Below are 23,283 nucleotides of genomic sequence, written 5' to 3' on the forward strand. Positions count from 1 at the left end.
GATGAAAAATATGTTAACGCATTCTTTGCGCAAGCCCTCAGGCTTGCCGCGCCTGCTGATCCTCGGTTGCGGCGACGTCGGCATGCGCTTGCTGCCGCAGCTAGCGGCGCGCTTTCGCGTCTTTGCCGTCACCAGCCAGCCGGCGCGCTGCGCGCAGTTGCGGGAAGCCGGCGCCGTGCCCATCGTGGCCAACCTCGACGACCGCGCCAGCCTGAAACGGCTGGCCGGACTGGCGGCCAGGATCGTGCACCTGGCGCCGCCCATGTCGTCGGGCTTGCTGGACCGCCGTACGCGCAATCTGGCCGCCATTTTACCCGAGCATGCACGCATGGTGTATGTGAGCACCAGCGGCGTGTATGGCGATTGCGGCGGCGCCTGGGTCGATGAAACGCGGCCGACGGCACCTGCCAATGCGCGCGCGAAGCGGCGCGTGGATGCCGAGCAGGTCTTGCGCAACTGGGGCGCGCGCCGCGGCGCCACAGTGGCCATCCTGCGCGTGCCCGGCATCTATGCGGATGACCGCCTGCCGTTGAAACGCTTGCGCGAAGGCACGCCGGCCCTGGCCGCGGATGACGACGTGTACACCAACCATATTCATGCGGACGACCTGGCGCGCATCATCGAGCGGGCCTTGTGGCGGGGCAAGCCGGGACGCGTGTATCACGCCAGCGACGACAGCGAACTGAAAATGGCCGAGTATTTCGACGCCGTGGCCGATACGTTCGGCTTGCCGCGCCCGCCGCGCCTGCCCCGTGCCGAGCTGCGGCAAGTGGTTACGCCGATGCTGCTGTCGTTCATGTCCGAATCGCGCCGCCTGCACAATACGCGCATCAAGCGCGAGCTGGGCGTACGCCTGCGCTACGCGCGCGTGGCCGATGCCTTGCAGGCGATGGCGGCCGGCGGGGCCGGCATCGGGTAAAATGGCCGGTTATCTGCGCACTTTGCTGGGCCGGCGCGCAGCGCGCCGTTCCCGCGCCGCGCCACTCACTTAAGGAATACAGCATGAGCACCCTCACTTACGAAGCATACCTGGACGAGGTCACCACCGTCCTGACGGAACTGTACGACCTCGATGACGACGCCGCCATCAAGCTGGTCGTGGCGGCGCAGGACGCCGAATTCTTTGTCCCGCACGATGCGCATGAAGAAATGCGTACCGTCGAGCAAGCCAAGAAAGATGCGGTCACCCTGTTCGAGCGCAAGCAGAATCGGCAGCAAACGCAGGAAAAACAGCAACAGCGCGTGCGCCAGCAAAAGAAATAAATGGATGGGGCAGTACGGGCTTCGGCGCAACACCGGGGCCTTGCCATTGATGCAACGCAAACGTGTCATCGCGTGCTGGCGATATGGTGAGCAATGTCGTCGCGCGCCTGGGCTCTTGTGGCGGGCTCTGCATCTACAACCAGCGTGACGCTGTTTCCCGTCAGCAGGAGCGAGCCATGCGAGCTACGAATCACCCCAGCAAGGAACAAGTGCGCGCCTATATGCGGCGCCGCGAACATGCGCTGCAGCCGCCGCCACCGCCCGATGAAATTCGCCGGCAACTGGCCTGGTGCCACACGGACGATTTTCTCTGTACCTGTCTTCCTGCCACCCCGGCCGGCATGGCTGCGCGAGGCTGGCATCTTTCCGCCGAAATGGCTCGCTTGGGTGCCCTCATGGCGATTGCCTGGCTCATGCGTAGCGGCGTTCCTCATTGTAAAAATTGATGACTTGCAGCAAATTTTTCCGATTTGAGTTATCCTCTAGCACATCCCAAGTGCGTCAATTCTCTTCAATTATCACAATTTTGCTTTAAGTTACGCAAAAATCAACAATAGCGTGTATTATATTGTTTGCGGCGTAAAATCCGCATAAGTGATGGCGCTTTTTAGTGTGTTTACCCTGAATTAGTGCAGAGGAGACATTCTGTTTTTTCTTGCTCTAATACAACAAGTACGGATTTTTGATCATGTCTCTCAAACAAATTACCTCTTTGCCTACCTACAACCCGAATCGCGTCCTCGATGCGATCATCGACAAGCTGCAGTTGAAAAACGATGCCGCCTTGTCGCGAGCTCTGGAAGTGGCGCCACCTGTTATCAGCAAGATTCGTCACAACACCTTGCCGATCGGCGCCACGATCCTCATCCGCATGCATGAAATCAGCGATTTCAGCATTCGTGAACTGCGCGAGTTGATGGCTGCCTAAGAGCGCCTGACAGACGGCAAACTGAGAGGTGCCGTCTGGGTAAGTCAGGCTTGCCGCGTGCGGCAGCCACATTTGTTTTCCGCTTTTCTATTGCGTGTCGCGGTTCAGTACCGGACGATCAACATAGAAGCGCCCCAATTCCAGGCCAGTCGAAGACGATTTGACCACCGCCGCCGTCAGTGAGGCAGGCGCGCTGGAAAATGCGGTGCCGGCAGCCCCGGTCGCGCGGCCCGAATACGCCGTCGCCTGTACCGCCGCACTGGAAAACGCCGTTTGCACGGCCCGGCCCGAGTATGCCGTCGCCTGTACCGCACGTCCCGAATACGCCGCCTGTACCGCACGTCCCGAATATGCCGCCTGCACGGCACGGCCCGAATACGCCGCCTGTACGGCGCGCCCCGAATACGCCGTTTCTGCGCGGATATAATCTTCCCCGAACGTTTGCTCATACAGTTGCTTCATGCGCTCGCCCACGCGATGGTGCGCCGCTTCGTCGTCTTCGCCGCGCAAGCCGATGTAGGGGAAGTGATGGAGGAAGTAGCCAAACACCTGTTCGCAGTCCGCCGCATATTTCAGGGTGTCGAGGATGTGGTAGTGCCAGAAGGTATCGACGTCCATCAAAGGCGCCGTTTCTTCTTCCGGAAACTGTTTCATCAGGATCAGGAAGCGGCGGTATTCGAATTCCACCGCATTCGCCTTTTCCAGGCTCCATCCTTCGCCTGATTCCCGGTGCATCAGCTTGACCTTGATCGCGTCCAAATTCAAATCGGCAATTGCCTTGAAACTGTCGTTCGTATCCATGAATGTCCTTTGGTAAAAAAGAGCGTTGTGGGAAATACGGTGAAACAAGGGAGAGCGGCGCTTGTGTGGCGGTTGTGTACTCCTGGCAAATGGTCGAGGAATGCCTGGCCCATGGCGGGCGGGCGCTGAATTGTTCTACATCAATATTGCATCTAATTACGAAATATGCAAGCTGAGCTTGTTTCATGCGGGCACCCGCCTGTCAGCTGCTGGCCCTGCTTTCTTCCTGGTAGGGAAACGCGGTGGCGTCCGCGCCCAGCGGCACGCTGACGTGCACGCTCATGCCGGCGCCGGGGCTGCTTTCGATGTAAAAAGTTCCACCTAACAACTTGATGCGTTCCTCGATGCCTACCAGGCCAAACGAGCCCAGCTTGTTGCGCCCGTCGATGGCCGCGCCCACGCCGTTGTCGCTGATGCTCATCGATACGGTATCGCGGCACTTTTCCAGCTTCACTTGCACGCGGCTGGCATGGGCATGCTGGGAAATATTGCTCAGCGACTCTTGCAGGATGCGAAACAGGGCCGTCGCGCATTGATCGCTGAGGCAAATGTCGTCGTGGCTTTCGCTCACCTCGCAGTCGATGCCCGTGCGCAGGCGAAATTGCGCCACCTGCCATTCGACGGCCGCATTCACGCCCAGGTCCAGCACGGTAGGGCGCAAGTCGTTGATGATTTGCCGCACGCTCTTGATGGTGGCGTCGATCTGTTCCAGGGTCGAGCGGGCGCGGGCATTCAGGCGCGGGTGGCGGCGTTGCGTGCGCGAAGCGAGCATGTCGGCGTCGATGCGCAAGACCAGCAGGTTCTGCCCCAGGTCGTCGTGGATTTCGCGCGCGATGCGCTTGCGTTCTTCTTCCTTGATCTGGTCGGCGTGGGCCGCCAGGCGGCGCAGTTTCTGGTGCGACAGCTGCAAGCGAATCTGGCTGGCGCGCAATTCCTCCGTCATGCCGTTGGCCATCTGGATGGCGCGCCGGCGCGACGAGGCCAGGGTATGGAACAGCATGTAGAGCAGCATGGCGCTGGCGAAACCGGTCAGCAGGGCCAGCCATGGCAAAAAGGCGTCGAAGCGCGTGTACAGGTCGCTCTTGCGCACGCTGAACAGCGCTTGCCAGACGCGGCCATTGTGTTTGATTAGCATCGTGCTGCTCAGGTAGCGGCCCGAACTGCCGGGCAGCCACCATGGCGCATGCATGCCCGCCGTCGTGCTGTCGAAGATGGGGCGCATGTCGTGTGGTAAGTCTAGCGGTGCGCGCGCCTGCGGGCCGATATCGAACAGGGTCAGGCGGACGTTGCGCACCGGCATGTCGGCCAGCGCGCTGCGCATCATCGTCACCAGGTCGTAGCCGATGCCGACGGAGCCCTGGTACGCCGCGCGCCTCTGCTCCACGGTATCGGTCGGCATGCCGTAGCGGTACACAGGCAGGCGCATGGCCATGCCCGTCAGCTGGGGACGGCCTTGCATCGGCACGGGCACGCCGGAATTGCTGATGTTGCCGGAATCGCGTGACTGCGCCAGCGCTTCGGCGATCAGGGGACGCGAGGCGATGTCATAGCCATATTTTTCCGGGGCGCTGGCAATCGGCTCGATGTACACGAGCACGGAATAATGGGAGCGCGGGGCGGGCGGATGGATGGCAAACGCCGGATAGCCATCGCGTCCGGGCGGATAGTCGCGCCGCATGGCCGCTTCGAAGACGGGGCGCTGCGCTTCGTCCAGTTCCTGGCTGTAATTGAGGTTCATCACACCCGGGTAGTTCTGTTGCAGGGCGATATTTTCCACGTAGCGGTGGAATTGCTCGCGGCTCACGTGTTCGTTGGCGTGGAACAGGCTGGCCGTACCGCGCAGCAGATTGGCATACGACTGGACGCGCGATTCGATGTTTTTCCGGGTATTGCGCGCCAGGTTGTCGAACAGGTCGCTGGCGTCGCTTTCGACCGACAGCGAGGCGGCCATGTAGAACAGCAGACCTGCCATCATCGACATCACGAAGCCGAGCAGCCACAGCGGTCTTTTTTCAGCAGATAAGGGGTGTTCGCCGGCAGTAGAAGACATTGCCATCCGCATCAGGAGGAGGAATCGGGTGCCGCCTGGATGGCGGTGGCTGGACTGCGTTGTACAAGCGCTATCGAAATTGCAAATTGCTCAATAGCTGCCTAATATACAAAATTATTGTGAATGTAGTCAACAGGCAATATTCTCAGTGACATATGTTGTTGAAACGAAAAAAAAACCGCCGCAGCGGTTTTTGTGTGTGTGCCATCCAGCTCTTATTTGGCGGGCTGCCAGCTGTCTTTCAGGGTGACGATGCGGTTGAAGACGGGCTTGCCCGGCTGGCTGTCGACCCGGTCGGCCGCGAAGTAGCCGTGGCGCTCGAACTGGAAGCGCTCTTCCGGCTGGGCCAGTTCCGCGCCCGGTTCCAGCCACGCTTGCACGACTTCCTTGGCCAGCGGATTCAGGGCCAGCTTGAAGTCCTTGCCGCCCGCGTCCGGTTGCGGGTCCGTGAACAGGCGGTCGTACAGGCGCACTTCGGCGGGAATGGCCGTCGGCGCGCTGACCCAGTGCATATTGCCCTTGACCTTGTAGTTGGCGCTGCCTTCCGTGCCCGACTTGCTGTCCGGGAAATAGGTGCAATGCACGGCGATGACCTTGCCGTTTTCATCCTTGTCAAAGCCCGTGCACTCGATCACGTAGCCGTAACGCAGGCGCACGCGGCTGCCCGGCTTGTCGTCGATCGGCGGATACAGGCGGAAATAGCCCTTGTTCGGCACTTCCATGAAGTCGTCTTCCTCGATCCACAGCTCGCGCGAGATGGGGAAGGTGCGCAGGCCGCGCTCGGGGAAGTGCGGGTGCACGGGGGCCGTGCATTCCACGCTTTCGCCTTCGGGGAAATTGTCGATGATCAGTTTCAACGGACGCAGCACGGCCACCGTGCGCGGCGCTTTCGGGTCCAGGTCTTCGCGCAAACAGCCTTCGAGCACGCTGTAGTCGATCCAGCCGTCGGACTTGGTCACGCCCGTGCGCTCGCACATCAGCTGGATCGCTTCCGGCGTGTAGCCGCGGCGGCGCATGCCCACCAGGGTCGGCATGCGCGGGTCGTCCCAGCCGTCGACGATCTTTTCTTCCACCATCTGGCGCAGCTTGCGCTTGCTGGTGACGATGTAGGTCAGGTTCAGGCGCGAGAATTCGTACTGGTGCGGCACCGGCTTGGCGAAGAAGCCGCCGGCCGACAGGGTTTCCAGCAGCCAGTCGTAGAACGGGCGGTGATCCTGGAATTCCAGGGTGCAGATTGAATGCGTGATGTTTTCCAGCGCGTCCGAGATCGGGTGCGTGTAGTCGTACATCGGATAGATGCACCAGGCGTCGCCCGTGCGGTGGTGGTGCGCATGGCGGATGCGGTAGATGGCCGGGTCGCGCAAGTTCATGTTCGGCGAACTCATGGCATCTTCGCTCATCTTCGCACGCAGGATGTGCTCGCCATCCTTGAACTGGCCCGCCTTCATGGCGCGGAACAGGGCCAGCGATTCGTCGCGCGGACGGTCGCGGAACGGCGAATTCTTGCCGGCCTGGCCGAAATTGCCGCGGTTGGCGGCCATGTCTTCGGCGCTCTGGCTGTCCACATAGGCAAAGCCGGCCGTGATCAGGTATTCGGCCATCGCGTACAGCTGGTCGAAATAATCGCTCGCGTAATGCAGGTGGCTCTGGCCGTCGCCATTTTTCGGTTCCCAGTCAAAGCCCAGCCATTTCACGCTGTCCATGATGGTGTCGACGTATTCCTGCTCTTCCTTGGCCGGATTGGTGTCGTCGAAGCGCAGGTTGCACTGGCCGGCGTAATCGCGCGCCAGGCCGAAGTTGACGCAGATCGACTTGGCGTGGCCCACGTGCAGGTAGCCGTTCGGCTCCGGCGGGAAACGCGTGATCACCTGGGGCAGGCCGGGACGCACGTGGGCGCCGGCGGCCAGGTCGGCTTCGATGATGTTACGCAAGAAATTGGGCGCCAGCGCTGGCGCGGCGGTATTCGGTTTATCGTTGCTCATTGATCAATGCGGAAGAGTGACAGTAAAGAGCATTTTACCGTACCGCAAGCGCTTTATAAGCACGTATTTGACCCCATATCCGAGCATCCAAGCGACGCGGACGCCGTTCTATAGGATAATTCGCCTTTAATTAGTAGAAAAACGTGACCCCGGAGCCTTTTATGGAAAATTTGTATAACGTCCTCGGTGTCGCGCCCAATGCCAGCGACGATGAAATCAAGAAGGTTTACCGTTCGCTGGCCATGCGCTACCACCCCGACCGCAACCAGGCCCCCGGCGCCGAGGCGCGCTTCAAGAGCGTCACCAAGGCGTATGAAATCCTGGCCGACCCGGCCAAGCGCGCCGAATACGACCAGAGCGTGAACCACCGCATCATCATCGATCCGGAAGCGGAAGCGTATGCGCTGTGGTGCGGCGTGTTCCGTCTGCATGGCACCGCGCTACCCGCAGACTGAATCGCTGCGGCCCGCTCGGCAGGCCTGATTTACTTGAAAAACAACAACAACGGCGCTTTTAATTTAACAGCGCCGCGCATCACATTCGAAAGCACAGCATGAGAAGAGTACACCCTGAATTCGCGTACCAGTCGCGCGAGCTGGAAGGCCAGATCGAAGGCATCCTCGGCGATCCGCCGAACCGCAAGAACTACAAGAGCATGGTCGATGCATTGGTCGGCGAATATGCGAGCGGCGGCGGCATCGAAGACGTGAACATGCTGGCCTTCGCGCTGGTCGACCACATAAGCTTCAGCGACCCGAAAGGCTTGCTGGCCGAAAGCGAAGACTACGAGTTCGGCGACCCGGCCCGCGTGTTTTCCATGGCCAGCTGTGCCGATCCGGAAGCTGCGAAGATGTACGCCGCCATCGAGGACAGTTTCCCCGACCTGGCGCGCCAGGCCATCATCACGGCCTTTTTGCACAAGAACCCGCGCCTGTGGGACGACGACGACCAGTCGCTCGACCAGCTGGCCGCCAATGACGATGGCGACGACGATCACGACGAAGACGAAGCCACCGACGATTTCGCCCAGATGTTTGACCAGGATGGAGATGACCATGGCCGATAATAATGAACAAAAGAGCAATCTTCCCGCGCTGACGAAACAGGTCACGGAATTGGTGCTGTCCGGTTCCCTGGGCCACGCCGAGCAGGCGTTTGCCGACGCGGCCGACCAGTACGGCGACCTGGCCGTGGTGGAAGTGCTGAGCGCCATTCCGCCGCAAGTGACGGCCCTGCACCTGGCCGGCTTCGACGGCGGCAAGATGTCGCTGGCCACCCTGCTGGTGCCGCCGAAGGCGTGGGCCGACAGCCTGGCCTTCATCGCCGCCACCTGGAGCGACGACCAGATCGAGGATGATCCGGAACGCATCGCCGAGGCCCTGTTCGCGCACATCCATGGCGTGGTGTTTTCCACCGACGACGCCGAGCGCCGCCGCGAGCTGCTGCTCGAAGCGTCCGCCACCGACTGGGGCGCCACGGCGTTCGCCATCCTGTTCTCGATGGCGCCGAAGGAAATCCTCGAAGTGGCGGGCGAGATCGTCATCAAGGGACCGTACGTGACGGGCGTGACCTCGTCCGACAACGACGTCGTGCCGCTGGCCATCGAACTGGCGCAAGCGAATGAAGACGGCTGGGACCGCTCGCTGTTCGAACTGTTCCCCGACTTCCGCCACAGCGCCGACCTGGCCGACGCGGAGTACTCGGACGATCCGGACGAAGAGCCGACCATGTTGCAGCGGAGCACCAAGGAATTGCTGTACCGCCTGCGCAAGCAAGTGCCGAGCACGCGCAGCGCGCCGCGTTCCAGCACGCGCCGCAGCCTGGGCACGGGCATTTTCTCGTAATGAAAGCAGGGAACGTCTAATGCTGCCAGCAATTGTTGTAGAGAATCTTCCGCGCCTCGTGCGCGCCATCAAACTGTTGCCGGGCGACCCGCGCGAAGACGCGGCCCTGAACCTGGCCGACGAATTGACGGGCATCACGGCCATGGTGGCCGAGAAGTTCACGAATGAACGCACGGCCGACGGCATCCAGAAAGCGCTGTACCTGACGGTGGGCGGCGTGTCCCTGGGCCTGGAACAGGCCGTCACGCATGAAGGCGACCAGGCCGCCCTCGACTTCCTCGTCGAGCACGGCGCCGAGCACGCGTTCCAGGTGGGCTTTCGCCTGATCAAGGAATTGTCGCAACTGCCCGAAGACGCTCTCGTCGGCGAATACGACCAGGACCCCGTCTACCTGGCGCGCCGCCTGCGCGAGCTGTTCATCGATATTTGCCAGGCCGACCCGAACCAGAACTGGGCCGGCTATGAAAAGTATGCGGTTCAATTGCAACAGCGCAAGGAAGTGCAAGCCGTCGTGCGCCTGGCCGGCTGGCTGCGCCGGCACCATGACAACGGCCCCGTCTGCGACAGCGACTTGAATGCCGAGGGCGTCATCGCCCTGGCCATCATCTTCGCCATCGAAGGCGGCGGGCGCATCATCGCGCGCACGGGCCAAAAGGAGTTTGAACGCTTCGTGCGTTCCGTGCGCAAGAACAAGCCCGACTTCGAAGAAGGCTGGGCCGCCCTGGTGGCCAAGGTGCCCGCGCAGCACCACCCTGTGTTGCTCGACCGCATCGATTCCTACCGCCGCAGCTGCACCGTCGTGCATAAAATCCTCACGCGGGCCAGCATGAAAAGCCTGTTCGAGGACCTGGAAAATTATGCGGGTTCGGAGCTCGATGCGGATTATTCGTGACCGCTGGTGTCGGATTACGGCCTGCGGCCTAATCCGACCTACGCCGGCGCGCGTCCCGTAGGTCGGCTTAGCTGCGGCACAGCCGCAGCGTAAGCCGACACGGCAGCTTATGCTCCCCCTTCCATGGCCGCTTCCTCGGCCAGTTTGACAAACGCCGCCACCAGCGGCGACGTCTCTTCTTCCCGTTGTGCAAGTAATAAGCTCGTGGTCGCCTGCGGGTCGGCGATGGGGCGGTAGCACACGCCATCCATGCGGATGCGGTCGAACGAAGAGGGCAGCACGGAAATGCCGCAGCCGGCTGCCACCAGGCCGATGATGGTCGATGCCTCGCCCGCTTCCTGCGCCACCTGGGGCACGAAGCCTGCCGCCTTGCACAGGCGGAAGATCTGCGGATAAATCCCCGTGCCCGCATCCTTGGGATACATGACAAAACCTTCGCCCGCCATGTCGGCAATCGCGATCGCGTCCTTGGCCGCCAGCGCGTGGGCGACGGGCAGCACGAGGAAGAGCGGGTCCTGGCGCAATTGCGTCAGGCGGATATCGTCCGGATACGTCGTTTCCGGCGGGCGCACGAAACCCAGGTCCATCGTCCGGCCACTGATCGCTTCGAGCTGATGCAAGGTCGCCATCTCGTGCAGGGTCAGGGTGACGTGCGGAAACTGCTGGCGGTAGCGGTTGATGACGGTGGCGAAGTAGGGCGTGAACGGCGTGGAAAACGTAAAGCCGATGCGCAATTCGCCCGCTTCGCCCCGCTGGGCCCGGCGCGCCGTGACGGCCGCCTGTTCCGACAAGGACAGGATGCGCCGCGCATCGTCGAGAAACAGTGCACCTGCTTGCGTCAGCCGCACGGAGCGCTTGTTGCGCTCGAACAACTGCGCACCCAATTCCGCTTCCAGTGCCTGGATTTGCTGGCTCAGCGGCGGCTGGCCGATGTGCAGGCGCTCGGCCGCGCGCGTGAAGTGCAGCTCCTCGGCAACGGCGACAAAGTAACGGAGGTGGCGCAGTTCCATATTGTCCAGTAATCGTTTTAAAGTATGAGTTGGGCCTTGAATATATATTGGACGATATGAGTTGGCAATCCTAAGATGAAGACTCGCTCCTTCTTCGAAACACGGCCATGTCTGATTCATCGCTTGCCTTTGCCCCCGCTGCCCCATCCGCCATTCCGGTTTCCGCTCCCGCTCCCCGCACGGCCATCGCCAAGGGTTCCATCGAATTCAAGCGCAGCAACCGCGCCCTGTTCTTCGGCGGCTTTTCCACCTTCAGCTTGCTGTACTGTATCCAGCCCCTGTTCCCGCTGCTGTCGCACCAGTTTCAACTGACGCCGGCGCAAAGCAGCTGGTCGCTGTCCGTGTCGAGCGGCTTGCTGGCCATCTCGCTGGTGCTGCTCAGCGCCGTCTCGGACCGGGTGGGCCGCAAGCCGCTGATGGTGGCGTCGATGTTTTCCGCCGCGATACTGACGATCTTGTCCGCGTTCGCCCAGGATTATGCGCAGTTGCTGGTCATCCGCGCCGCGCTGGGCATTGCCCTGGGCGGCATGCCGGCCGTGGCCATGGCTTACCTGGGCGAGGAAATCGAGGGCCCGTCCCTGGGCTTGTCGATGGGCTTGTATATTGCGGGCAGCGCCTTTGGCGGCATGTCGGGGCGCTTGATCGCTTCCATGCTCAGCGATTTCCTGTCGTGGCGCTGGGCTTTGGGCGTGCTGGGCGTGGCCGGCGTGCTGGCTGCCGCGGAATTCTGGCGCAGCCTGCCCGCATCGAAAAATTTCGTGCCTACAACCCGTGGCTGGAATGCCTTGCCGCACGCCATCAAGCAGCATTTTTCCGACCAGGGCTTGCCGTGGCTGTTCTGCCTCGCGTTCGTGCTGATGGGCTGTTTCGTCAGCCTGTATAACTACATCGGCTACCGCCTGCTGGCAGCGCCATTCGGCTTGCGCCAGAGCACGGTCGGCTTGCTGGCCTTCTTGTACCTGATCGGCATTTTCAGTTCCGTCTGGGCCGGTCGCCTGGTGGACCGCCTGGGACGCCGGGGCGTGCTGTGGATCATGCTGTTGGTGATGTTGTCCGGCATTTTATTGACCCTGTTCGACTCGCTGCCGCTGATCGTCATCGGCATGGCGCTGGCCACCTTCGGCTTCTTTGCCTCGCACTCGATCGCCAGCAGCTGGGTCAGCCGCAGGGCCCGCGCGCCGCAGGCGCTGGCCTCGGCCTTCTACCTGCTGTTCTATTACCTGGGCTCGAGCCTGATCGGCTCCGCCTCGGGCATGATGTGGGGCTTCGACGGCTGGACGGGCGTCATCATCATGCTGGGCCTGTGCCTGGGCGGCGGCGTGCTGATCGCCTTGCGCCTGCGCCATCTGCAGCCGCTGGGCGCGCGCGAAGCGGTGGGCTGAGTCCGGTTATTTGGGGCACATGCCGATCATCGTTTCCCCCTGCTTGCCCGCGCGCGTGGTCACGCACAAGCTGCCCAGCGCGCTGGTGATCTTGTAGGTGCGGCTGCCCCTGGCCTCGTTCGCGCCGATTTCCTCGATCTTTGACGCCTCGTACCATTTCGGCGGCACGGCCGCATAGGCTTCGGCAAAGCCCTGCTGCATGCGCTTGTAGCCCGTGTCGTCGAATTTCTCGCCGCCCCGCTGCGGGAATTCCTTGCGTAAATCCTTGTCGATCTTGCCTACGTCGCGCTTGGCTTGCGCCAGGATATCGGCCGCGCTGGGCGGCGCGACGGCCGTGATCGCTTCCGGCGTTGCCGGCGCCGGCTCGGCGGCGGGTGGCGGCAAGGGGCGGCTGATGGGCACTGGCATTGGCAGGCGCGGCACTCTTGCGGTGGCTGGTTTGGCGCTGGGCAACGCCGCAGGTACGGGCTTGGGCGGCGCAGGCGCGCTGTAGCGCAACCAGGTGATGGCCGGACCCTGCGGCAAGTTCTCGTCTGTGACGGCACGGGGTCGCGACTGCAAGACAACATATGCCAGGCCTACATGCAGCAGGATGATCAACAGCAGGCCGGGAGCGCGGCGGGGCAGGGACGGCAGCGAGGTCATGGGTGGTGTGGTGGTTCAGGTACGCCAATGTATATGAAGGATTTGATAATTATCTAGAATGTCACAAGCGCTTACAAAAAAGTGCCGCATGGAAATTTCGACCTTGTGGCCGCCAGCGGGGAACCCTGTGCGGCCTTGACGATCCAACTCCCTACACTGTGGGAGGACACATCATGATGCAGGTAAAGGAAGTGGCACGGCGCTTTGGCGCCATCGAACACGCAATCGGCCAGGCGGCCCAGCTGTGCGGCCAGCAGCAGGGCATGCCCATGGATTTGAAGGATTGCATCAACCAGCTGGACCAGCAAAAGAGCGCCGTGCGGCAAGCCATCGATACGCAGGACGATACGCGCATCCGGCAAGCCGTCGACCAGATGGAGTCGCTGGGCGACCGCGCCAAGCGGGCCTGTGGCACGGCAACCAGCGTGACGCCGGAAATGAAGAGTGCCGTGCTCAAGGTCCACGATGAGTTGTCGGACTTAAAACATCAGCTGCATTAGCTTACATCTGGCGGAACAGATGCGCATATAAAGGGCTGACGCGCAGTTGTGCCGGGTGCTGGCGCAGGGTCAGCGACAGCTTGCCCGCCTCGTCGCGCACGGCCGTGGCGATGGCGCTGGCGTTGACGATGGTGCCCCGGTGGATTTGCCAGAATTGCTGCGGGTCCAGCTGGGGCAAGAGCTCCTTCAGGCTCGTGCGTATCAATGATTCGCTGTCCTGGCACACGACGTTGATGTATTTGTCCAGCGCTTCGAAATACACGACGTCGGCCAGGGCGATCATGCGCACGCTGTTGCCCACGGCCGCCCGTATCATTTGCAGGCGCGGCGCGGGCGGCAGCATGGCTTGCAGCTGGCTCAGCAGGCGGGCCATGTTGTCGTCGCTGGCGGTTCCGGCTGTTGGCGCTGCCGTGGCGGTCGTCGCTGGCGCTGCTGCTGCCGTGACTGTGGCTGTAGCGGTGCCGTTGCCGCCGCCTTTGCCAGCACCGCTGTCGCGCAAGCGCTGTTGCAGCCGTTCTACCGTCTTGCCCAGGCGCGCATCGTTGACGGGTTTTAAGACGTAGTCGGCGGCCGCGTGTTCGAAGGCGGCCAGCGCGTATTCGTCGTAGGCGGTCACGAACACGATGTGGGGAAATGGAATGCCGTCGGGCCACTGTTCCGCCAATTCCTCGGCCGCTTCCAGGCCCGTCTTGCCTGGCATTTTGATGTCGAGAAACAGAATGTCTGGCTGCAGCGCCAGGCCTTGGCGCAAGGCTTCCACGCCGTTGGGGCAGGTGGCAACGATGTCGAGTTCCGGCCACAGCCGCTGCAAGGCGTGCGCAAGGGCGGCGGCAAGTATGGGTTCGTCTTCGGCGATCAGGGCGCGCGGTGAGGTGCTGGTCATGGCGTGGGGCTCGCGGTGGTGGAGTGAATGGGGAATTGAAGGCGGGCGACGACGCCTGCCGGCGTGTTGGCGGCCAGCGACAGGCTGGCGTCATCGCCATGCATGCCGCGCAGGCGCTCGCGGATATTCGCCACGCCCAGCTGCGTACCCTTGGTCTGGCCCGGATGGTCGAGGCCCAGGCCATCGTCGCTGACGGTGAGCAGCAGCGCGCCGCCATCCATGGACGCCTGCACGTGGATATGGCCGCCTTCGATCTTCGGCTCCAGGCCGTGCTGGATGGCGTTTTCCACCAGCGGCTGCAGCAGCATGGGAGGGACCTTGATGTGGCGTAAGGCATCGGGCAAGTCCAGCGTAAAGCGCAGGCGCGCGCCCATGCGGATGGACATCAGGCCCAGGTAGGCTTGCATCAGGGAAAACTCCTGCGCCAGGGTGGTGGACTCGGCGCGCGAGGACGAGAGGGTGGCGCGCAAGTACTGGATCAGCTGGTCGAGCAGCTGCTGGGCGCGGTCCGGATCAAAACTGATCAGGCCTTGCAGATTGGCCAGGGTATTGAACAGCATGTGCGGTTCGATTTGCGCCTGCAGCAACTGCAGCTGGGCCTGCATGGCCTGGCGCGCCACGGATTCGGCGCGGGCCTTTTCCTCGGCAGCCGCCATTTGCAGGCGGGCAATCTTTTCGCGGCTGGAGAAAAACAGCACGGCGCCGCCCGTGGCCAGCAGGGTGAACACGAGGGTGCCCATCATTTGCGTAGGCAGCATGTTTTCAAAGCCGCCCACGTCCACGCCCGTCAGCCAGCTGAACAGCGTCAGGCCCAGCATTTGCGCGACGGGCACGGAAATGAGGATGATGAGCATGAAAGGCAGGAATTTCGGCCGCCGGTCCGCGCCCCATAAGGTCAGGCGCATGCCGTCGATCAGCAGGAAGGCGATCGTGCCGATGCACATCGAGGCGACCAGGTTTTGCCCAAAATGGCTGCCCGGACTGAGGATGAAGGTAATGACCAGCGCACAGATCACGTTCAGCGCCAGCGCATAGCGCGCGTCGTGCAGCATGCGGTAGTACGGAGACCTGGCCTTGGCTGCTGGCGCATCGGCGGATGGAACGTTGGATTTCATGGAGTTGTCTGCTGGTAGCGATGGGGCATTGTGTGCCAGCGCAGGCCAGCGCGCAACAGGGCTGCGACGAAACGGGACTGGCGCGCCGCCATTCGCTGGGGCGCGTCGCCAAACGGGGCCGCTTTACTTTTCGGGACTGGCACGCGATAGTGTGGCAAGACAGTCTTGCTTCCAAAGAATTGCTTAAAGGAATCCCATGTGGCCCTATCCACGCACCCTCGCGCACCGCGGCGGCGGCACCCTGGCGCCTGAAAACACCCTGGCCGCCCTGCGCTGCGGCCTCGCCTACGGCTACCGCGCCGTGGAATTCGACGTCATGCTGGCGTCCGACGGCGTGCCCGTCGTCGTGCACGACCCCGAGCTGGGCCGCACCGTGGCCGGCAGCGGCCACATCAACGATTACACGGCCGCGCAGCTGGGAGCGATGGAGGCGGGCGCCTGGTTCGGCCCCGCATTCGCCGGTGTAGGCGTGCCCACGTTCGAGGCCGTAGTGGCGTATTGCAAGGCGCAGCGCATCTGGATGAATATCGAAATCAAGCCGGCGCCCGGCTTCGATGTGCAAACCGGGACGGTGGTGGCGCACGCCACGCGCGATTACTTTGCGCAGGAAATCGCGGCTGGCGAATTGCTGCCGCTCTTGTCGTCGTTCAGCATCGCAGCCTTGCAGGCGGCGCGCCAGGCGGCCCCGGAACTGGCGCGCGGCTGGCTGGTCGAAGCGATACCTTCAGATTGGCTGAAACAGGCAAAGGAGCTGGGCGTGGTGGCCATCCATTGCGACCATCAGCAGCTGACGCCGGAACTGGCGCGAGAGATCAAGGGGGCGGGATACGGGCTGTTCTGCTACACCGTCAACACCTCGGAGCGGGCCAGCGAATTGCTGGCCTGGGGCGTGGACGGGTTTTGTACGGACAGGATCGATTTGATCACGCCGGTCTGAACGTAACCCAAAGCAACATCTGGGGTCGTACCCTGCAGGGTACGACCCCAGCCTTTGCCGTTGGGTTTAGGCGTAGGTCGGATTAGGCGCGCAGCGCCGTAATCCGACAACATTGTTGGCGCCGCTGGTGTTGTCGGCTTACGCGCTTGCGCGCTAAGCCGACCTACGTTTCAAACAGCTTAGAAAGTTACACGCATGCCGACCGTCAAGTTGCGCCCCGTCAACGGCGCCGCATTCTTGATGAACGAAGTGTGACTGTACGCCAGTTCATTCGTCAGGTTATTCGCCTTGATGTAGAACTGCGCCGGCGTCGTGCCGATGCGCGTGTCGTAGTTGGCGGACAGGTTCAGCATGTTGTAGCCCGGCGTTGCCGTTTCGAATGCCGCCACTTTATCCTGCTTGCCCACGCGGTGGAACTCCGCCACGCCGCTCCATGCCTGCCAGTTGGCGTCGAACTTCACGCCGAAACGCTGTGCCGGGATGCGTGGCAAGTTGCCACCGCCGTCGGCCAGCTTGGCCCGCACGTAGTCGCCGAACACGCTGGCGCCGAACATGGGGTTCAGTTGCTGGCGGATCTGCCCTTCGACGCCCGTAAACGTGGCGTCGCGCTGGGCGTACTGGATCAGCTGGAAGCCTTCGTGGTTGTCCAGGGTGGAACCGAAAATATAATTGTCCACCTTGTTGCGGTAGGCGCTGGCCGAGAAGGTCGTGGCGCCCGCATATTTGCGCAAGGTCAAGTCGATATTGTTCGACGTTTCCTTGCCCAGGTTTTGATTGCCCAGTTCATAGGTCGCCGTGGCCATGTGCACACCGTGCGCATACAGTTCCTCGGCGCTCGGCAAACGGTGCGTGCGCGAAATGGTCGAACCGAGCGAATACTGGGGCGCGAATTTCCACACGGCGCCCAGCGAGACCGAGGTGCCCTTGGCGCTGCGGTCCTGCAAGGTGGCGCTGTCGACCGTGATGTCTTGCCATTCGTGGCGCAAGCCCGCTTCGAAGCGCCATTGGTCGAGCTTGTATTCCTCGACCAGGAAGGCCGCGTGTTTCTTGGTGACCGTCGGCGCCACGTACGCTTCTTCGCCCAGGGCGGAGAAATCGCGCTTCGACGTTTGCAGGCCGACCACGCCGCGCCAGCCGAAGACGGGATGGTGTTCCATTTCCAGGCGCGCGTCGTGGCCCTTGTTCTTGAAGGTAGTGGCGATTTGCCTGCCTTCGATTTCATCGTGCTTGTAGTCGGTGAACGCGGCGCGCAGGCGCAGCTTGGCGAAGCCGGGCACGGGATCTCGCAACTCGCCGCGCACGTCCCAGCGCTCGCTCTTCAGCTTCACGTAGGGCACGCTTTCGTGTGCATGGTCGTGTTCCTCTTCATCACCGTGATCGTGGCCTTCGTGGCCGCCGCAATGCAGGTGCGTGCCGTGCGGGTGGCAGCTTTCGAATTCGTGGTTGTGGCCGGGCAAGCCGTATTCCGCGTGCTGGCTGGTGAAGGCCAGGCCCAGGAAGCCGCGCTGACCTACCCACGACACGCCCACGCTGCCCGTGTCCGTCTTGTTGTAGCTGCCGGCCACCCTGGAACCGCCTTCCCAGCCGCTGCCGACCTTGTATTCCTTGGCGTCGCGCTTGACGCCTTCCGCGTGAAAGGCGATGTTGCCGGAGCCGCCGGTCACTTCAAAGGCGCCCGCCTTTTCGCGCGCGGCCGAATTGGCGCGCACTTCGGCGCTGCCTTCAAAGCCTTTCGCCGGCACGCGCGTGGGGATTTTCTTGTCGATCACATTGACGACGCCGCCGACGGCGCCGCCGCCATAGGCCAGGGCGGACGGACCGCGCAAGACTTCAATCTGTTCCGACAGCATCGGCTCGGCCGCGACAGCATGGTCGGGGCTGATGGTTGACGCATCCTGCACTTCGGCGCCATCGGACAGCACCTTGACGCGCGGGCCATCCATGCCGCGGATGATGGGGCGGCTGGCGCCGGCGCCGAAATGGCTGGACGTGATGCCGGGCTGGCCCGCCAGGGTTTCACCGAGGGTCGCCTCGCGGGCGCGCACCAGTTCCTCGCCTTCCAGTACGGTGACGGGCGTGCTCATGTCGTCGCTGCCCAGGGCCAGCGCGCTGGCCGAGACGGTGACGGCAGGCAAGGTTGTCGCCTGCTGCGCCAGCGCGCTGGCGGGAGCGGCAAAGGCCAGCATGATGGCCAGCGCGAGGGGAGTGGGTTGCTGTGGACGTACGGACATGGGCAGGAATTCCTTATTCGCTATCGGTGTTGGCAGGGTTGGGGCAGTGCGTTGACGTGAAATGGCCTGCCCTAAGTTGATAATGATAACCCATTATCATTACTGTGTGACAGTTTTTCCGGCAGGGAGATACAGGCGGATGGTGTATTCTGTTGGCTATGGAACGCACAACACGTCAAAAAACCGCCATTCAAGCCGCCATCGAGTCGGCCCAGCGCCCCTTGTCGGCGCAGGAAATCCTCGAACAGGCCAGCTTGCAAGTGACGCAGCTGGGCATCGCCACCGTTTACCGCAACTTGAAGTCGCTGGTGCTGGAAGAAAAGGTGCACGTGGTGACCTTGCCGGGCGAAAACCCGCGCTACGAGTCGAACACGGTTGCCAATCACCACCACCACCACTTCCAGTGCACCACGTGCCAGCGCGTGTTCGACGTGCATGATTGCCCGGGCGACTTGAAGCGCATGGCGCCGCAAGGCTTTGTTGTCGAGCGCCACGAACTGACCCTGTACGGCCGCTGCGCCGACTGCAATGCGGCCGCCGGCGCCAGTGTGGCTGGCACAGCCCCGCACGCCTGCGCCAGTCACCACGACCCGGCGTGAACGGACAGGGGGGCATTGCCGGGCAGGCTTGCAACAATGCTGCCCGCCCGGCGCCAATTCCCGTACCTAGATCACGTATAATCTTCCCTTTAAAGCTGCCGCCACTCTTTGCCAAAAAAACATGAAATCAACTGAAATCCGCGACAAGTTCCTCAAATTTTTCGAGTCCAAGGGCCATTCCATCGTCCGTTCCAGCTCCCTGGTGCCAGGCAACGATCCGACCTTGCTGTTGACGAACAGCGGCATGGTGCAGTTCAAGGATGTGTTTACGGGCACGGACAGCCGCCCGTACACGCGCGCTACTTCCGTGCAGCGCTGCGTGCGCGCCGGCGGCAAGCACAACGACCTGGAAAACGTCGGCTACACGGCGCGCCACCATACTTTCTTTGAAATGCTGGGCAACTTCAGCTTTGGCGACTATTTCAAGCGCGATGCGATTCAATACGCGTGGGAACTGCTGACCAAGGTGTATGGCTTGCCGGCTGACAAGCTGACCGTCACCGTCTATATCGAAGATGACGAAGCCTACGATATCTGGGCAAAGGAAATCGGCGTGCCTGTCGAGCGCATCATCCGCATCGGCGACAACAAGGGTTCGCGTTACGCTTCGGACAATTTCTGGCAGATGGCGGACACGGGCCCATGCGGTCCATGCACGGAAATCTTCTACGACCATGGCGCCGACATTCCTGGCGGCCCGCCGGGCTCGCCTGACGAAGACGGCGACCGCTTCATTGAAATCTGGAACCTCGTGTTCATGCAGTTCAATCGCGACGAAGCCGGTGTCATGCACAAGCTGCCGAAGCCATGCGTCGATACGGGCATGGGCATGGAGCGCCTGGCCGCCGTGCTGCAGCACGTGCATTCGAACTATGAAATCGACCTGTTCCAGCATCTGATCCGCGCCGCCGCGCGCGAAACGGGCGCCACGGACCTGGAAAACAAGTCGCTGCGCGTGATCGCCGACCACATCCGCGCCGCCGCCTTCATGATCGTCGACGGCATCATCCCGGGCAGCGAAGGCCGCGCGTATGTGCTGCGCCGCATCATCCGCCGCGCCTTGCGCCACGGTCACAAGCTGGGCCAGACGAAACCGTTCTTCTACAAGCTGGTGGCCGACCTGGCCATCGAGATGGGCGGCGCCTATCCGGAGCTGGAAGAAGCGAAAGACAACGTCGCCAACATGCTCAAAGCCGAGGAAGAGCGTTTCGGCGAAACCCTGGAAACGGGCATGAAAGTGCTGGAAGCGCAGCTGGCCAAGGATGCCACGGGCATCGACGGCGCCACCGCTTTTACTTTGTACGAAACCTACGGCTTCCCGCCGGACCTGACGGCCGATATCTGCCGCGAACGCAATATCACGTTCGACCAGGCCGGCTATGACGCGGCCCTGAAGGAAAGCCAGGAGCTGTCGCGCAAGGGCGGCAAGACGCACAAGGACAGCAAGGTCGAGTACACGGGCGAGAAAAACACCTTCGTCGGCTACGATCAACTGACGTTCAGCAGCAAGGTCGTCGCGCTGTACGCGGCCGGCACCTCTGTGCAGGAACTGAAGGCGGGCCAGGATGGCATCGTCGTGCTCGACACGACGCCGTTCTACGCGGAATCGGGCGGCCAGGTGGGCGACCAGGGCGTGATCGCCTCGGGCGCCGGCAGCTTTGCCGTCAGCGACACCCTGAAAATCCAGGCCGACGTGTTCGGCCACCACGGCGTGCTCGAGTCGGGCGTGCTGAAGGTGGGCGACGCCGTCTCGGCGCAAGTCGACACGGCCAAGCGCGCGCGCACGATCCGCAACCACTCGGCCACGCATTTGATGCACAAGGCCTTGCGCGAAGTGCTGGGCAGCCACGTGGCGCAAAAGGGTTCGCTGGTCGATCCGGACAAGACCCGTTTCGACTTCAGCCACAATGCGCCGATGACGGCCGAGCAGATCGCCGCCGTGGAAACCATCGTCAATAAAGAGATCCTGGAAAACCGCGCCACGCAAGCGCACCTGATGTCGTTTGACGATGCCGTCAAGCATGGCGCGATGGCCCTGTTCGGCGAGAAATACGGCGACGAAGTGCGCGTGCTCGACATCGGCAGCTCGAAAGAGCTGTGCGGCGGCGTCCACGTGCAGCGCACGGGCGACATCGGCCTGTTCAAGATCACGGGCGAAAGCGGCGTTGCCGCCGGTATCCGCCGCGTGGAAGCGGTGACGGGCGAGGGCGCGCTGGCGCTGGTGCAAACCATCAACCGCCGTCTGGTCGAAGCGGCCAACGCGCTGAAGGCGCAGCCGGAAGAACTGACTGCCCGCATCGGGCAAGTGCAGGACCACGTGAAGGCGCTGGAGAAGGAACTGGCCGCGCTGAAATCGAAACTGGCCTCGGGCCAGGGCGATGAACTGGTCACGCAAGCCGTCGACGTCAACGGCATCAAGGTGCTCGCCGCCGTGCTGGACGGCGCGGACGTGGCCCGCTTGCGCGAAACCATGGACAAGCTGAAGGACAAGCTGAAAACGGCCGCCATCGTGCTGGCCAGCGTGGCGGACGGCAAGGTCAGCCTGATCGCCGGCGTGACGGCGGACGCGACTGCCAAGGTCAAGGCCGGCGAGCTGGTGAACTTCGTTGCACGGCAAGTGGGCGGAAAAGGCGGCGGACGCCCCGATATGGCGCAGGCCGGCGGCACCGATCCGAGCGGCCTAGCGAACGCCCTGGCCGGTGTCCCGGCCTGGGTCGGCGAACGCGCGTAATAAGGCGTAAGCTAGAGGGCATGCGGGGTTTTCGCCCCACAGCCCCTTGAAAACGGCCCGCAGACGGTGTTTGCGGGCCGTTTTGCCGTGTGGAATCTCGTTGTGACACCACAACAGCCGATGAACTATTTTGGTGCAGCGCGTCAATGCCCCCGATTTAGAGTAGTATGTCGAAAATCAGTACAACAAATATGGTGGGATATTGATGATGAGCGACACACTACTTGATACCGAGATTATGGAATTTCACAAAGAACTCGACGCGCGGGGCTTGAATTGCCCCTTGCCGATTCTGAAGGCGAAAAAGGCTTTGTCAGAGCTGCAAAGCGGCGAAGTGCTGCGCATCATGGCAACCGATCCCGGTTCCGTGCGCGACTTCCAGGCTTTCGCCAAGCAAACGGGCAATGCCCTGCTGTCGCATGTGCAGACGGGTACCGAATTCGTCTTCCTGATGCAACGCAAATAATTCTGCCAGCCGGGGCCGCCGTGGCGCGGCCTGGTTTTCCTTCCCGCGCCAGCCCTTTTGCTGCCTTGCAGCGTAGCGGCGCACTCCCCTGAAATCCCCGAAGCTGGACAGTTTAGATGGATTGCTCTAACAAAAAATCGCACGATCGTGCTTAAATTCGGTCCAGGATTCAAATTTCTCTTATAATCGAACGCACAATCAGCACTTGATCCGTCATTTTTATAATTTCCCAAAGGCATAGCTATGAAAGTCTTGGTACCCGTCAAACGCGTGGTCGACTATAACGTCAAAGTCCGCGTCAAGAGTGACGGCACTGGCGTCGATACCGCCAACGTCAAAATGTCGATGAACCCTTTCGATGAGATCGCGCTGGAAGAAGCGATGCGCCTGAAAGAAGCCGGCAAGGTCACTGAAGTGGTCGCCATCTCCTGTGGCGTGACGCAGTGCCAGGAAACCCTGCGCACGGCCATGGCCATCGGCGCCGACCGCGGCATCCTGGTGGAAACGACGACCGAACTGGAACCGCTGGCCGTGGCCAAGCTGGTGAAATCCCTGGCCGAGAAAGAACAGCCGCAACTGATCATCCTGGGCAAGCAAGCCATCGATGACGACAGCAACCAGACCGGCCAGATGCTGGCAGCCCTGCTGGGTTGGCCGCAAGCCACGTTCGCCTCGAAAGTCGTGCTGGAAGACGGCAAAGTCACCGTCACCCGCGAAGTCGACGGCGGCCTGGAAACCCTGGCATTGACCTTGCCAGCCATCGTCACCACCGACCTGCGCTTGAACGAGCCACGCTACGTGACCTTGCCGAACATCATGAAGGCAAAGAAAAAGCCGCTCGAGACCGTCAAGCCGGAAGACCTGGGCGTCGACGTTGCGCCACGCCTGAAGACCCTGAAAGTCGTCGAGCCAGCCAAGCGCTCGGCCGGCATCAAGGTCCCGGACGTCGCTACCCTGGTCGCCAAGCTGCGTACCGAAGCCAAGGTTATCTGAGCGGTTTTGCCGCCAAAACATAAAATCTGGG

Annotated in this window: 23 protein-coding genes; 15 read left to right on the forward strand and 8 right to left on the reverse strand. The window is 62.2% G+C overall.

Going from position 1 to position 23,283, the window contains the following annotated elements:
* The first annotated feature begins 1 nt into the window (after position 1).
* The 4 genes from CLU90_RS24320 (at position 2) to CLU90_RS24335 (ending at position 2,191) form a co-directional block, all read left to right on the forward strand.
* A complete protein-coding gene (locus tag CLU90_RS24320; RefSeq protein ID WP_100429067.1) occupies positions 2-919 on the forward strand; it encodes an SDR family oxidoreductase in 918 nt (305 codons plus the stop codon).
* Positions 920-1,002: 83 nt separating this feature from the next.
* Positions 1,003-1,263: a hypothetical protein gene (locus CLU90_RS24325; RefSeq protein ID WP_086139611.1), complete on the forward strand. Its 261-nt coding sequence runs from the start codon at positions 1,003-1,005 to the stop codon at positions 1,261-1,263.
* A gap of 176 nt (positions 1,264-1,439) precedes the next feature.
* On the forward strand, positions 1,440-1,709 hold the full coding sequence (locus CLU90_RS24330) for a hypothetical protein (protein WP_092716222.1): 270 nt from the start codon (positions 1,440-1,442) through the stop codon (positions 1,707-1,709).
* A gap of 242 nt (positions 1,710-1,951) precedes the next feature.
* Positions 1,952-2,191, forward strand: coding sequence for a hypothetical protein (locus CLU90_RS24335; RefSeq protein WP_029496207.1), 240 nt, complete (start codon positions 1,952-1,954; stop codon positions 2,189-2,191).
* Between the two features lie 87 nt (positions 2,192-2,278).
* Here the strand turns inward: CLU90_RS24335 and CLU90_RS29760 are convergent, their stop codons facing one another.
* The 3 genes from CLU90_RS29760 to CLU90_RS24345 all read right to left on the reverse strand — a co-directional run bounded on the left by CLU90_RS29760 (position 2,279) and on the right by CLU90_RS24345 (position 7,024).
* On the reverse strand, positions 2,279-2,992 hold the full coding sequence (locus tag CLU90_RS29760; RefSeq protein WP_198511258.1) for a glycine-rich domain-containing protein: 714 nt from the start codon (positions 2,990-2,992) through the stop codon (positions 2,279-2,281).
* Between the two features lie 202 nt (positions 2,993-3,194).
* Positions 3,195-5,042 (reverse strand): sensor histidine kinase, encoded by a 1,848-nt coding sequence (locus CLU90_RS24340; RefSeq protein ID WP_232731323.1) that lies wholly within the window; start codon positions 5,040-5,042, stop codon positions 3,195-3,197.
* A 215-nt stretch (positions 5,043-5,257) separates the two neighbouring features.
* Positions 5,258-7,024 carry a glutamine--tRNA ligase/YqeY domain fusion protein gene (locus CLU90_RS24345; protein ID WP_092716161.1) on the reverse strand — a complete coding sequence of 589 codons (1,767 nt, stop codon included), beginning with the start codon at positions 7,022-7,024 and terminating at the stop codon, positions 5,258-5,260.
* A gap of 161 nt (positions 7,025-7,185) precedes the next feature.
* Here CLU90_RS24345 and CLU90_RS24350 point away from each other — a divergent pair, with 161 nt between their 5' ends.
* The 4 genes from CLU90_RS24350 (at position 7,186) to CLU90_RS24365 (ending at position 9,760) form a co-directional block, all read left to right on the forward strand.
* A complete protein-coding gene (locus tag CLU90_RS24350; protein WP_092716163.1) occupies positions 7,186-7,479 on the forward strand; it encodes a DnaJ domain-containing protein in 294 nt (97 codons plus the stop codon).
* A gap of 98 nt (positions 7,480-7,577) precedes the next feature.
* Entirely contained in the window at positions 7,578-8,090 is a 513-nt protein-coding gene (locus tag CLU90_RS24355) for a hypothetical protein (RefSeq protein ID WP_092716165.1), read from the forward strand.
* Positions 8,080-8,868: a hypothetical protein gene (locus CLU90_RS24360; protein WP_092716167.1), complete on the forward strand. Its 789-nt coding sequence runs from the start codon at positions 8,080-8,082 to the stop codon at positions 8,866-8,868. The genes CLU90_RS24355 and CLU90_RS24360 overlap by 11 nt, the downstream gene beginning before the upstream one ends.
* Before the next feature lie 19 nt (positions 8,869-8,887).
* On the forward strand, positions 8,888-9,760 hold the full coding sequence (locus CLU90_RS24365) for a hypothetical protein (protein WP_100429068.1): 873 nt from the start codon (positions 8,888-8,890) through the stop codon (positions 9,758-9,760).
* Between the two features lie 107 nt (positions 9,761-9,867).
* Here the strand turns inward: CLU90_RS24365 and CLU90_RS24370 are convergent, their stop codons facing one another.
* Entirely contained in the window at positions 9,868-10,770 is a 903-nt protein-coding gene (locus CLU90_RS24370; RefSeq protein ID WP_100429069.1) for a LysR substrate-binding domain-containing protein, read from the reverse strand.
* 107 nt (positions 10,771-10,877) lie between these two features.
* Here CLU90_RS24370 and CLU90_RS24375 point away from each other — a divergent pair, with 107 nt between their 5' ends.
* The gene (locus CLU90_RS24375; protein ID WP_092716173.1) at positions 10,878-12,152 is read left to right on the forward strand and encodes an MFS transporter; all 1,275 of its coding nucleotides are present in this window, start codon (positions 10,878-10,880) and stop codon (positions 12,150-12,152) included.
* Positions 12,153-12,158: 6 nt separating this feature from the next.
* On the opposite strand, the gene CLU90_RS24380 is transcribed toward CLU90_RS24375, so the two are convergent.
* Positions 12,159-12,797: a hypothetical protein gene (locus tag CLU90_RS24380; protein WP_092716175.1), complete on the reverse strand. Its 639-nt coding sequence runs from the start codon at positions 12,795-12,797 to the stop codon at positions 12,159-12,161.
* Positions 12,798-12,970: 173 nt separating this feature from the next.
* On the opposite strand from CLU90_RS24380, the gene CLU90_RS24385 reads away from it, so the two are divergent.
* The gene (locus CLU90_RS24385) at positions 12,971-13,297 is read left to right on the forward strand and encodes a hypothetical protein (RefSeq protein WP_092716177.1); all 327 of its coding nucleotides are present in this window, start codon (positions 12,971-12,973) and stop codon (positions 13,295-13,297) included.
* Position 13,298: 1 nt separating this feature from the next.
* On the opposite strand, the gene CLU90_RS24390 is transcribed toward CLU90_RS24385, so the two are convergent.
* Complete coding sequence (locus CLU90_RS24390; RefSeq protein ID WP_092716179.1) at positions 13,299-14,180, reverse strand: LytR/AlgR family response regulator transcription factor; 882 nt, start codon at positions 14,178-14,180, stop codon at positions 13,299-13,301.
* On the reverse strand, positions 14,177-15,295 hold the full coding sequence (locus tag CLU90_RS24395) for a sensor histidine kinase (protein ID WP_100429070.1): 1,119 nt from the start codon (positions 15,293-15,295) through the stop codon (positions 14,177-14,179). The genes CLU90_RS24390 and CLU90_RS24395 overlap by 4 nt, the downstream gene beginning before the upstream one ends.
* Before the next feature lie 196 nt (positions 15,296-15,491).
* On the opposite strand from CLU90_RS24395, the gene ugpQ reads away from it, so the two are divergent.
* On the forward strand, positions 15,492-16,232 hold the full coding sequence (gene ugpQ, locus CLU90_RS24400) for a glycerophosphodiester phosphodiesterase (RefSeq protein WP_092716183.1): 741 nt from the start codon (positions 15,492-15,494) through the stop codon (positions 16,230-16,232).
* Positions 16,233-16,411: 179 nt separating this feature from the next.
* Here ugpQ and CLU90_RS24405 read toward each other — a convergent pair whose 3' ends face one another.
* A complete protein-coding gene (locus CLU90_RS24405; protein WP_175539339.1) occupies positions 16,412-18,463 on the reverse strand; it encodes a TonB-dependent receptor domain-containing protein in 2,052 nt (683 codons plus the stop codon).
* 158 nt (positions 18,464-18,621) lie between these two features.
* Here CLU90_RS24405 and CLU90_RS24410 point away from each other — a divergent pair, with 158 nt between their 5' ends.
* From CLU90_RS24410 to CLU90_RS24425, 4 genes are all read left to right on the forward strand, one after another.
* On the forward strand, positions 18,622-19,062 hold the full coding sequence (locus CLU90_RS24410; RefSeq protein WP_092714770.1) for a Fur family transcriptional regulator: 441 nt from the start codon (positions 18,622-18,624) through the stop codon (positions 19,060-19,062).
* A gap of 121 nt (positions 19,063-19,183) precedes the next feature.
* Positions 19,184-21,793, forward strand: coding sequence for an alanine--tRNA ligase (alaS, locus tag CLU90_RS24415; RefSeq protein WP_092714772.1), 2,610 nt, complete (start codon positions 19,184-19,186; stop codon positions 21,791-21,793).
* Between the two features lie 238 nt (positions 21,794-22,031).
* Positions 22,032-22,259: a sulfurtransferase TusA family protein gene (locus CLU90_RS24420; RefSeq protein WP_010395510.1), complete on the forward strand. Its 228-nt coding sequence runs from the start codon at positions 22,032-22,034 to the stop codon at positions 22,257-22,259.
* A 243-nt stretch (positions 22,260-22,502) separates the two neighbouring features.
* Positions 22,503-23,252 carry an electron transfer flavoprotein subunit beta/FixA family protein gene (locus CLU90_RS24425; RefSeq protein ID WP_092714774.1) on the forward strand — a complete coding sequence of 250 codons (750 nt, stop codon included), beginning with the start codon at positions 22,503-22,505 and terminating at the stop codon, positions 23,250-23,252.
* Positions 23,253-23,283 lie beyond the last annotated feature (31 nt).

This window comes from Janthinobacterium sp. 67 (genome assembly GCF_002797895.1).
GTDB lineage: Bacteria > Pseudomonadota > Gammaproteobacteria > Burkholderiales > Burkholderiaceae_D > Janthinobacterium.

Bases quoted from the DNA above. Each gene is read 5' to 3' on its own strand.
- CLU90_RS24320 (WP_100429067.1), top strand. From the start codon at position 2: ATGAAAAATATGTTAACGCATTCTTTGCGCAAGCCCTCAGGCTTGCCG.
- alaS (WP_092714772.1), top strand. From the start codon at position 19,184: ATGAAATCAACTGAAATCCGCGACAAGTTCCTCAAATTTTTCGAGTCC.
- CLU90_RS29760 (WP_198511258.1), bottom strand. From the start codon at position 2,992: ATGGATACGAACGACAGTTTCAAGGCAATTGCCGATTTGAATTTGGAC.
- CLU90_RS24340 (WP_232731323.1), bottom strand. From the start codon at position 5,042: ATGTCTTCTACTGCCGGCGAACACCCCTTATCTGCTGAAAAAAGACCG.
- CLU90_RS24370 (WP_100429069.1), bottom strand. From the start codon at position 10,770: ATGGAACTGCGCCACCTCCGTTACTTTGTCGCCGTTGCCGAGGAGCTG.
- CLU90_RS24355 (WP_092716165.1), top strand. From the start codon at position 7,578: ATGAGAAGAGTACACCCTGAATTCGCGTACCAGTCGCGCGAGCTGGAA.
- CLU90_RS24385 (WP_092716177.1), top strand. From the start codon at position 12,971: ATGATGCAGGTAAAGGAAGTGGCACGGCGCTTTGGCGCCATCGAACAC.
- CLU90_RS24395 (WP_100429070.1), bottom strand. From the start codon at position 15,295: ATGAAATCCAACGTTCCATCCGCCGATGCGCCAGCAGCCAAGGCCAGG.
- CLU90_RS24335 (WP_029496207.1), top strand. From the start codon at position 1,952: ATGTCTCTCAAACAAATTACCTCTTTGCCTACCTACAACCCGAATCGC.
- CLU90_RS24325 (WP_086139611.1), top strand. From the start codon at position 1,003: ATGAGCACCCTCACTTACGAAGCATACCTGGACGAGGTCACCACCGTC.
- CLU90_RS24350 (WP_092716163.1), top strand. From the start codon at position 7,186: ATGGAAAATTTGTATAACGTCCTCGGTGTCGCGCCCAATGCCAGCGAC.
- CLU90_RS24405 (WP_175539339.1), bottom strand. From the start codon at position 18,463: ATGTCCGTACGTCCACAGCAACCCACTCCCCTCGCGCTGGCCATCATG.
- CLU90_RS24380 (WP_092716175.1), bottom strand. From the start codon at position 12,797: ATGACCTCGCTGCCGTCCCTGCCCCGCCGCGCTCCCGGCCTGCTGTTG.
- CLU90_RS24425 (WP_092714774.1), top strand. From the start codon at position 22,503: ATGAAAGTCTTGGTACCCGTCAAACGCGTGGTCGACTATAACGTCAAA.
- CLU90_RS24360 (WP_092716167.1), top strand. From the start codon at position 8,080: ATGGCCGATAATAATGAACAAAAGAGCAATCTTCCCGCGCTGACGAAA.
- CLU90_RS24410 (WP_092714770.1), top strand. From the start codon at position 18,622: ATGGAACGCACAACACGTCAAAAAACCGCCATTCAAGCCGCCATCGAG.
- CLU90_RS24330 (WP_092716222.1), top strand. From the start codon at position 1,440: ATGCGAGCTACGAATCACCCCAGCAAGGAACAAGTGCGCGCCTATATG.
- CLU90_RS24390 (WP_092716179.1), bottom strand. From the start codon at position 14,180: ATGACCAGCACCTCACCGCGCGCCCTGATCGCCGAAGACGAACCCATA.
- CLU90_RS24365 (WP_100429068.1), top strand. From the start codon at position 8,888: ATGCTGCCAGCAATTGTTGTAGAGAATCTTCCGCGCCTCGTGCGCGCC.
- ugpQ (WP_092716183.1), top strand. From the start codon at position 15,492: ATGTGGCCCTATCCACGCACCCTCGCGCACCGCGGCGGCGGCACCCTG.
- CLU90_RS24420 (WP_010395510.1), top strand. From the start codon at position 22,032: ATGGAATTTCACAAAGAACTCGACGCGCGGGGCTTGAATTGCCCCTTG.
- CLU90_RS24375 (WP_092716173.1), top strand. From the start codon at position 10,878: ATGTCTGATTCATCGCTTGCCTTTGCCCCCGCTGCCCCATCCGCCATT.
- CLU90_RS24345 (WP_092716161.1), bottom strand. From the start codon at position 7,024: ATGAGCAACGATAAACCGAATACCGCCGCGCCAGCGCTGGCGCCCAAT.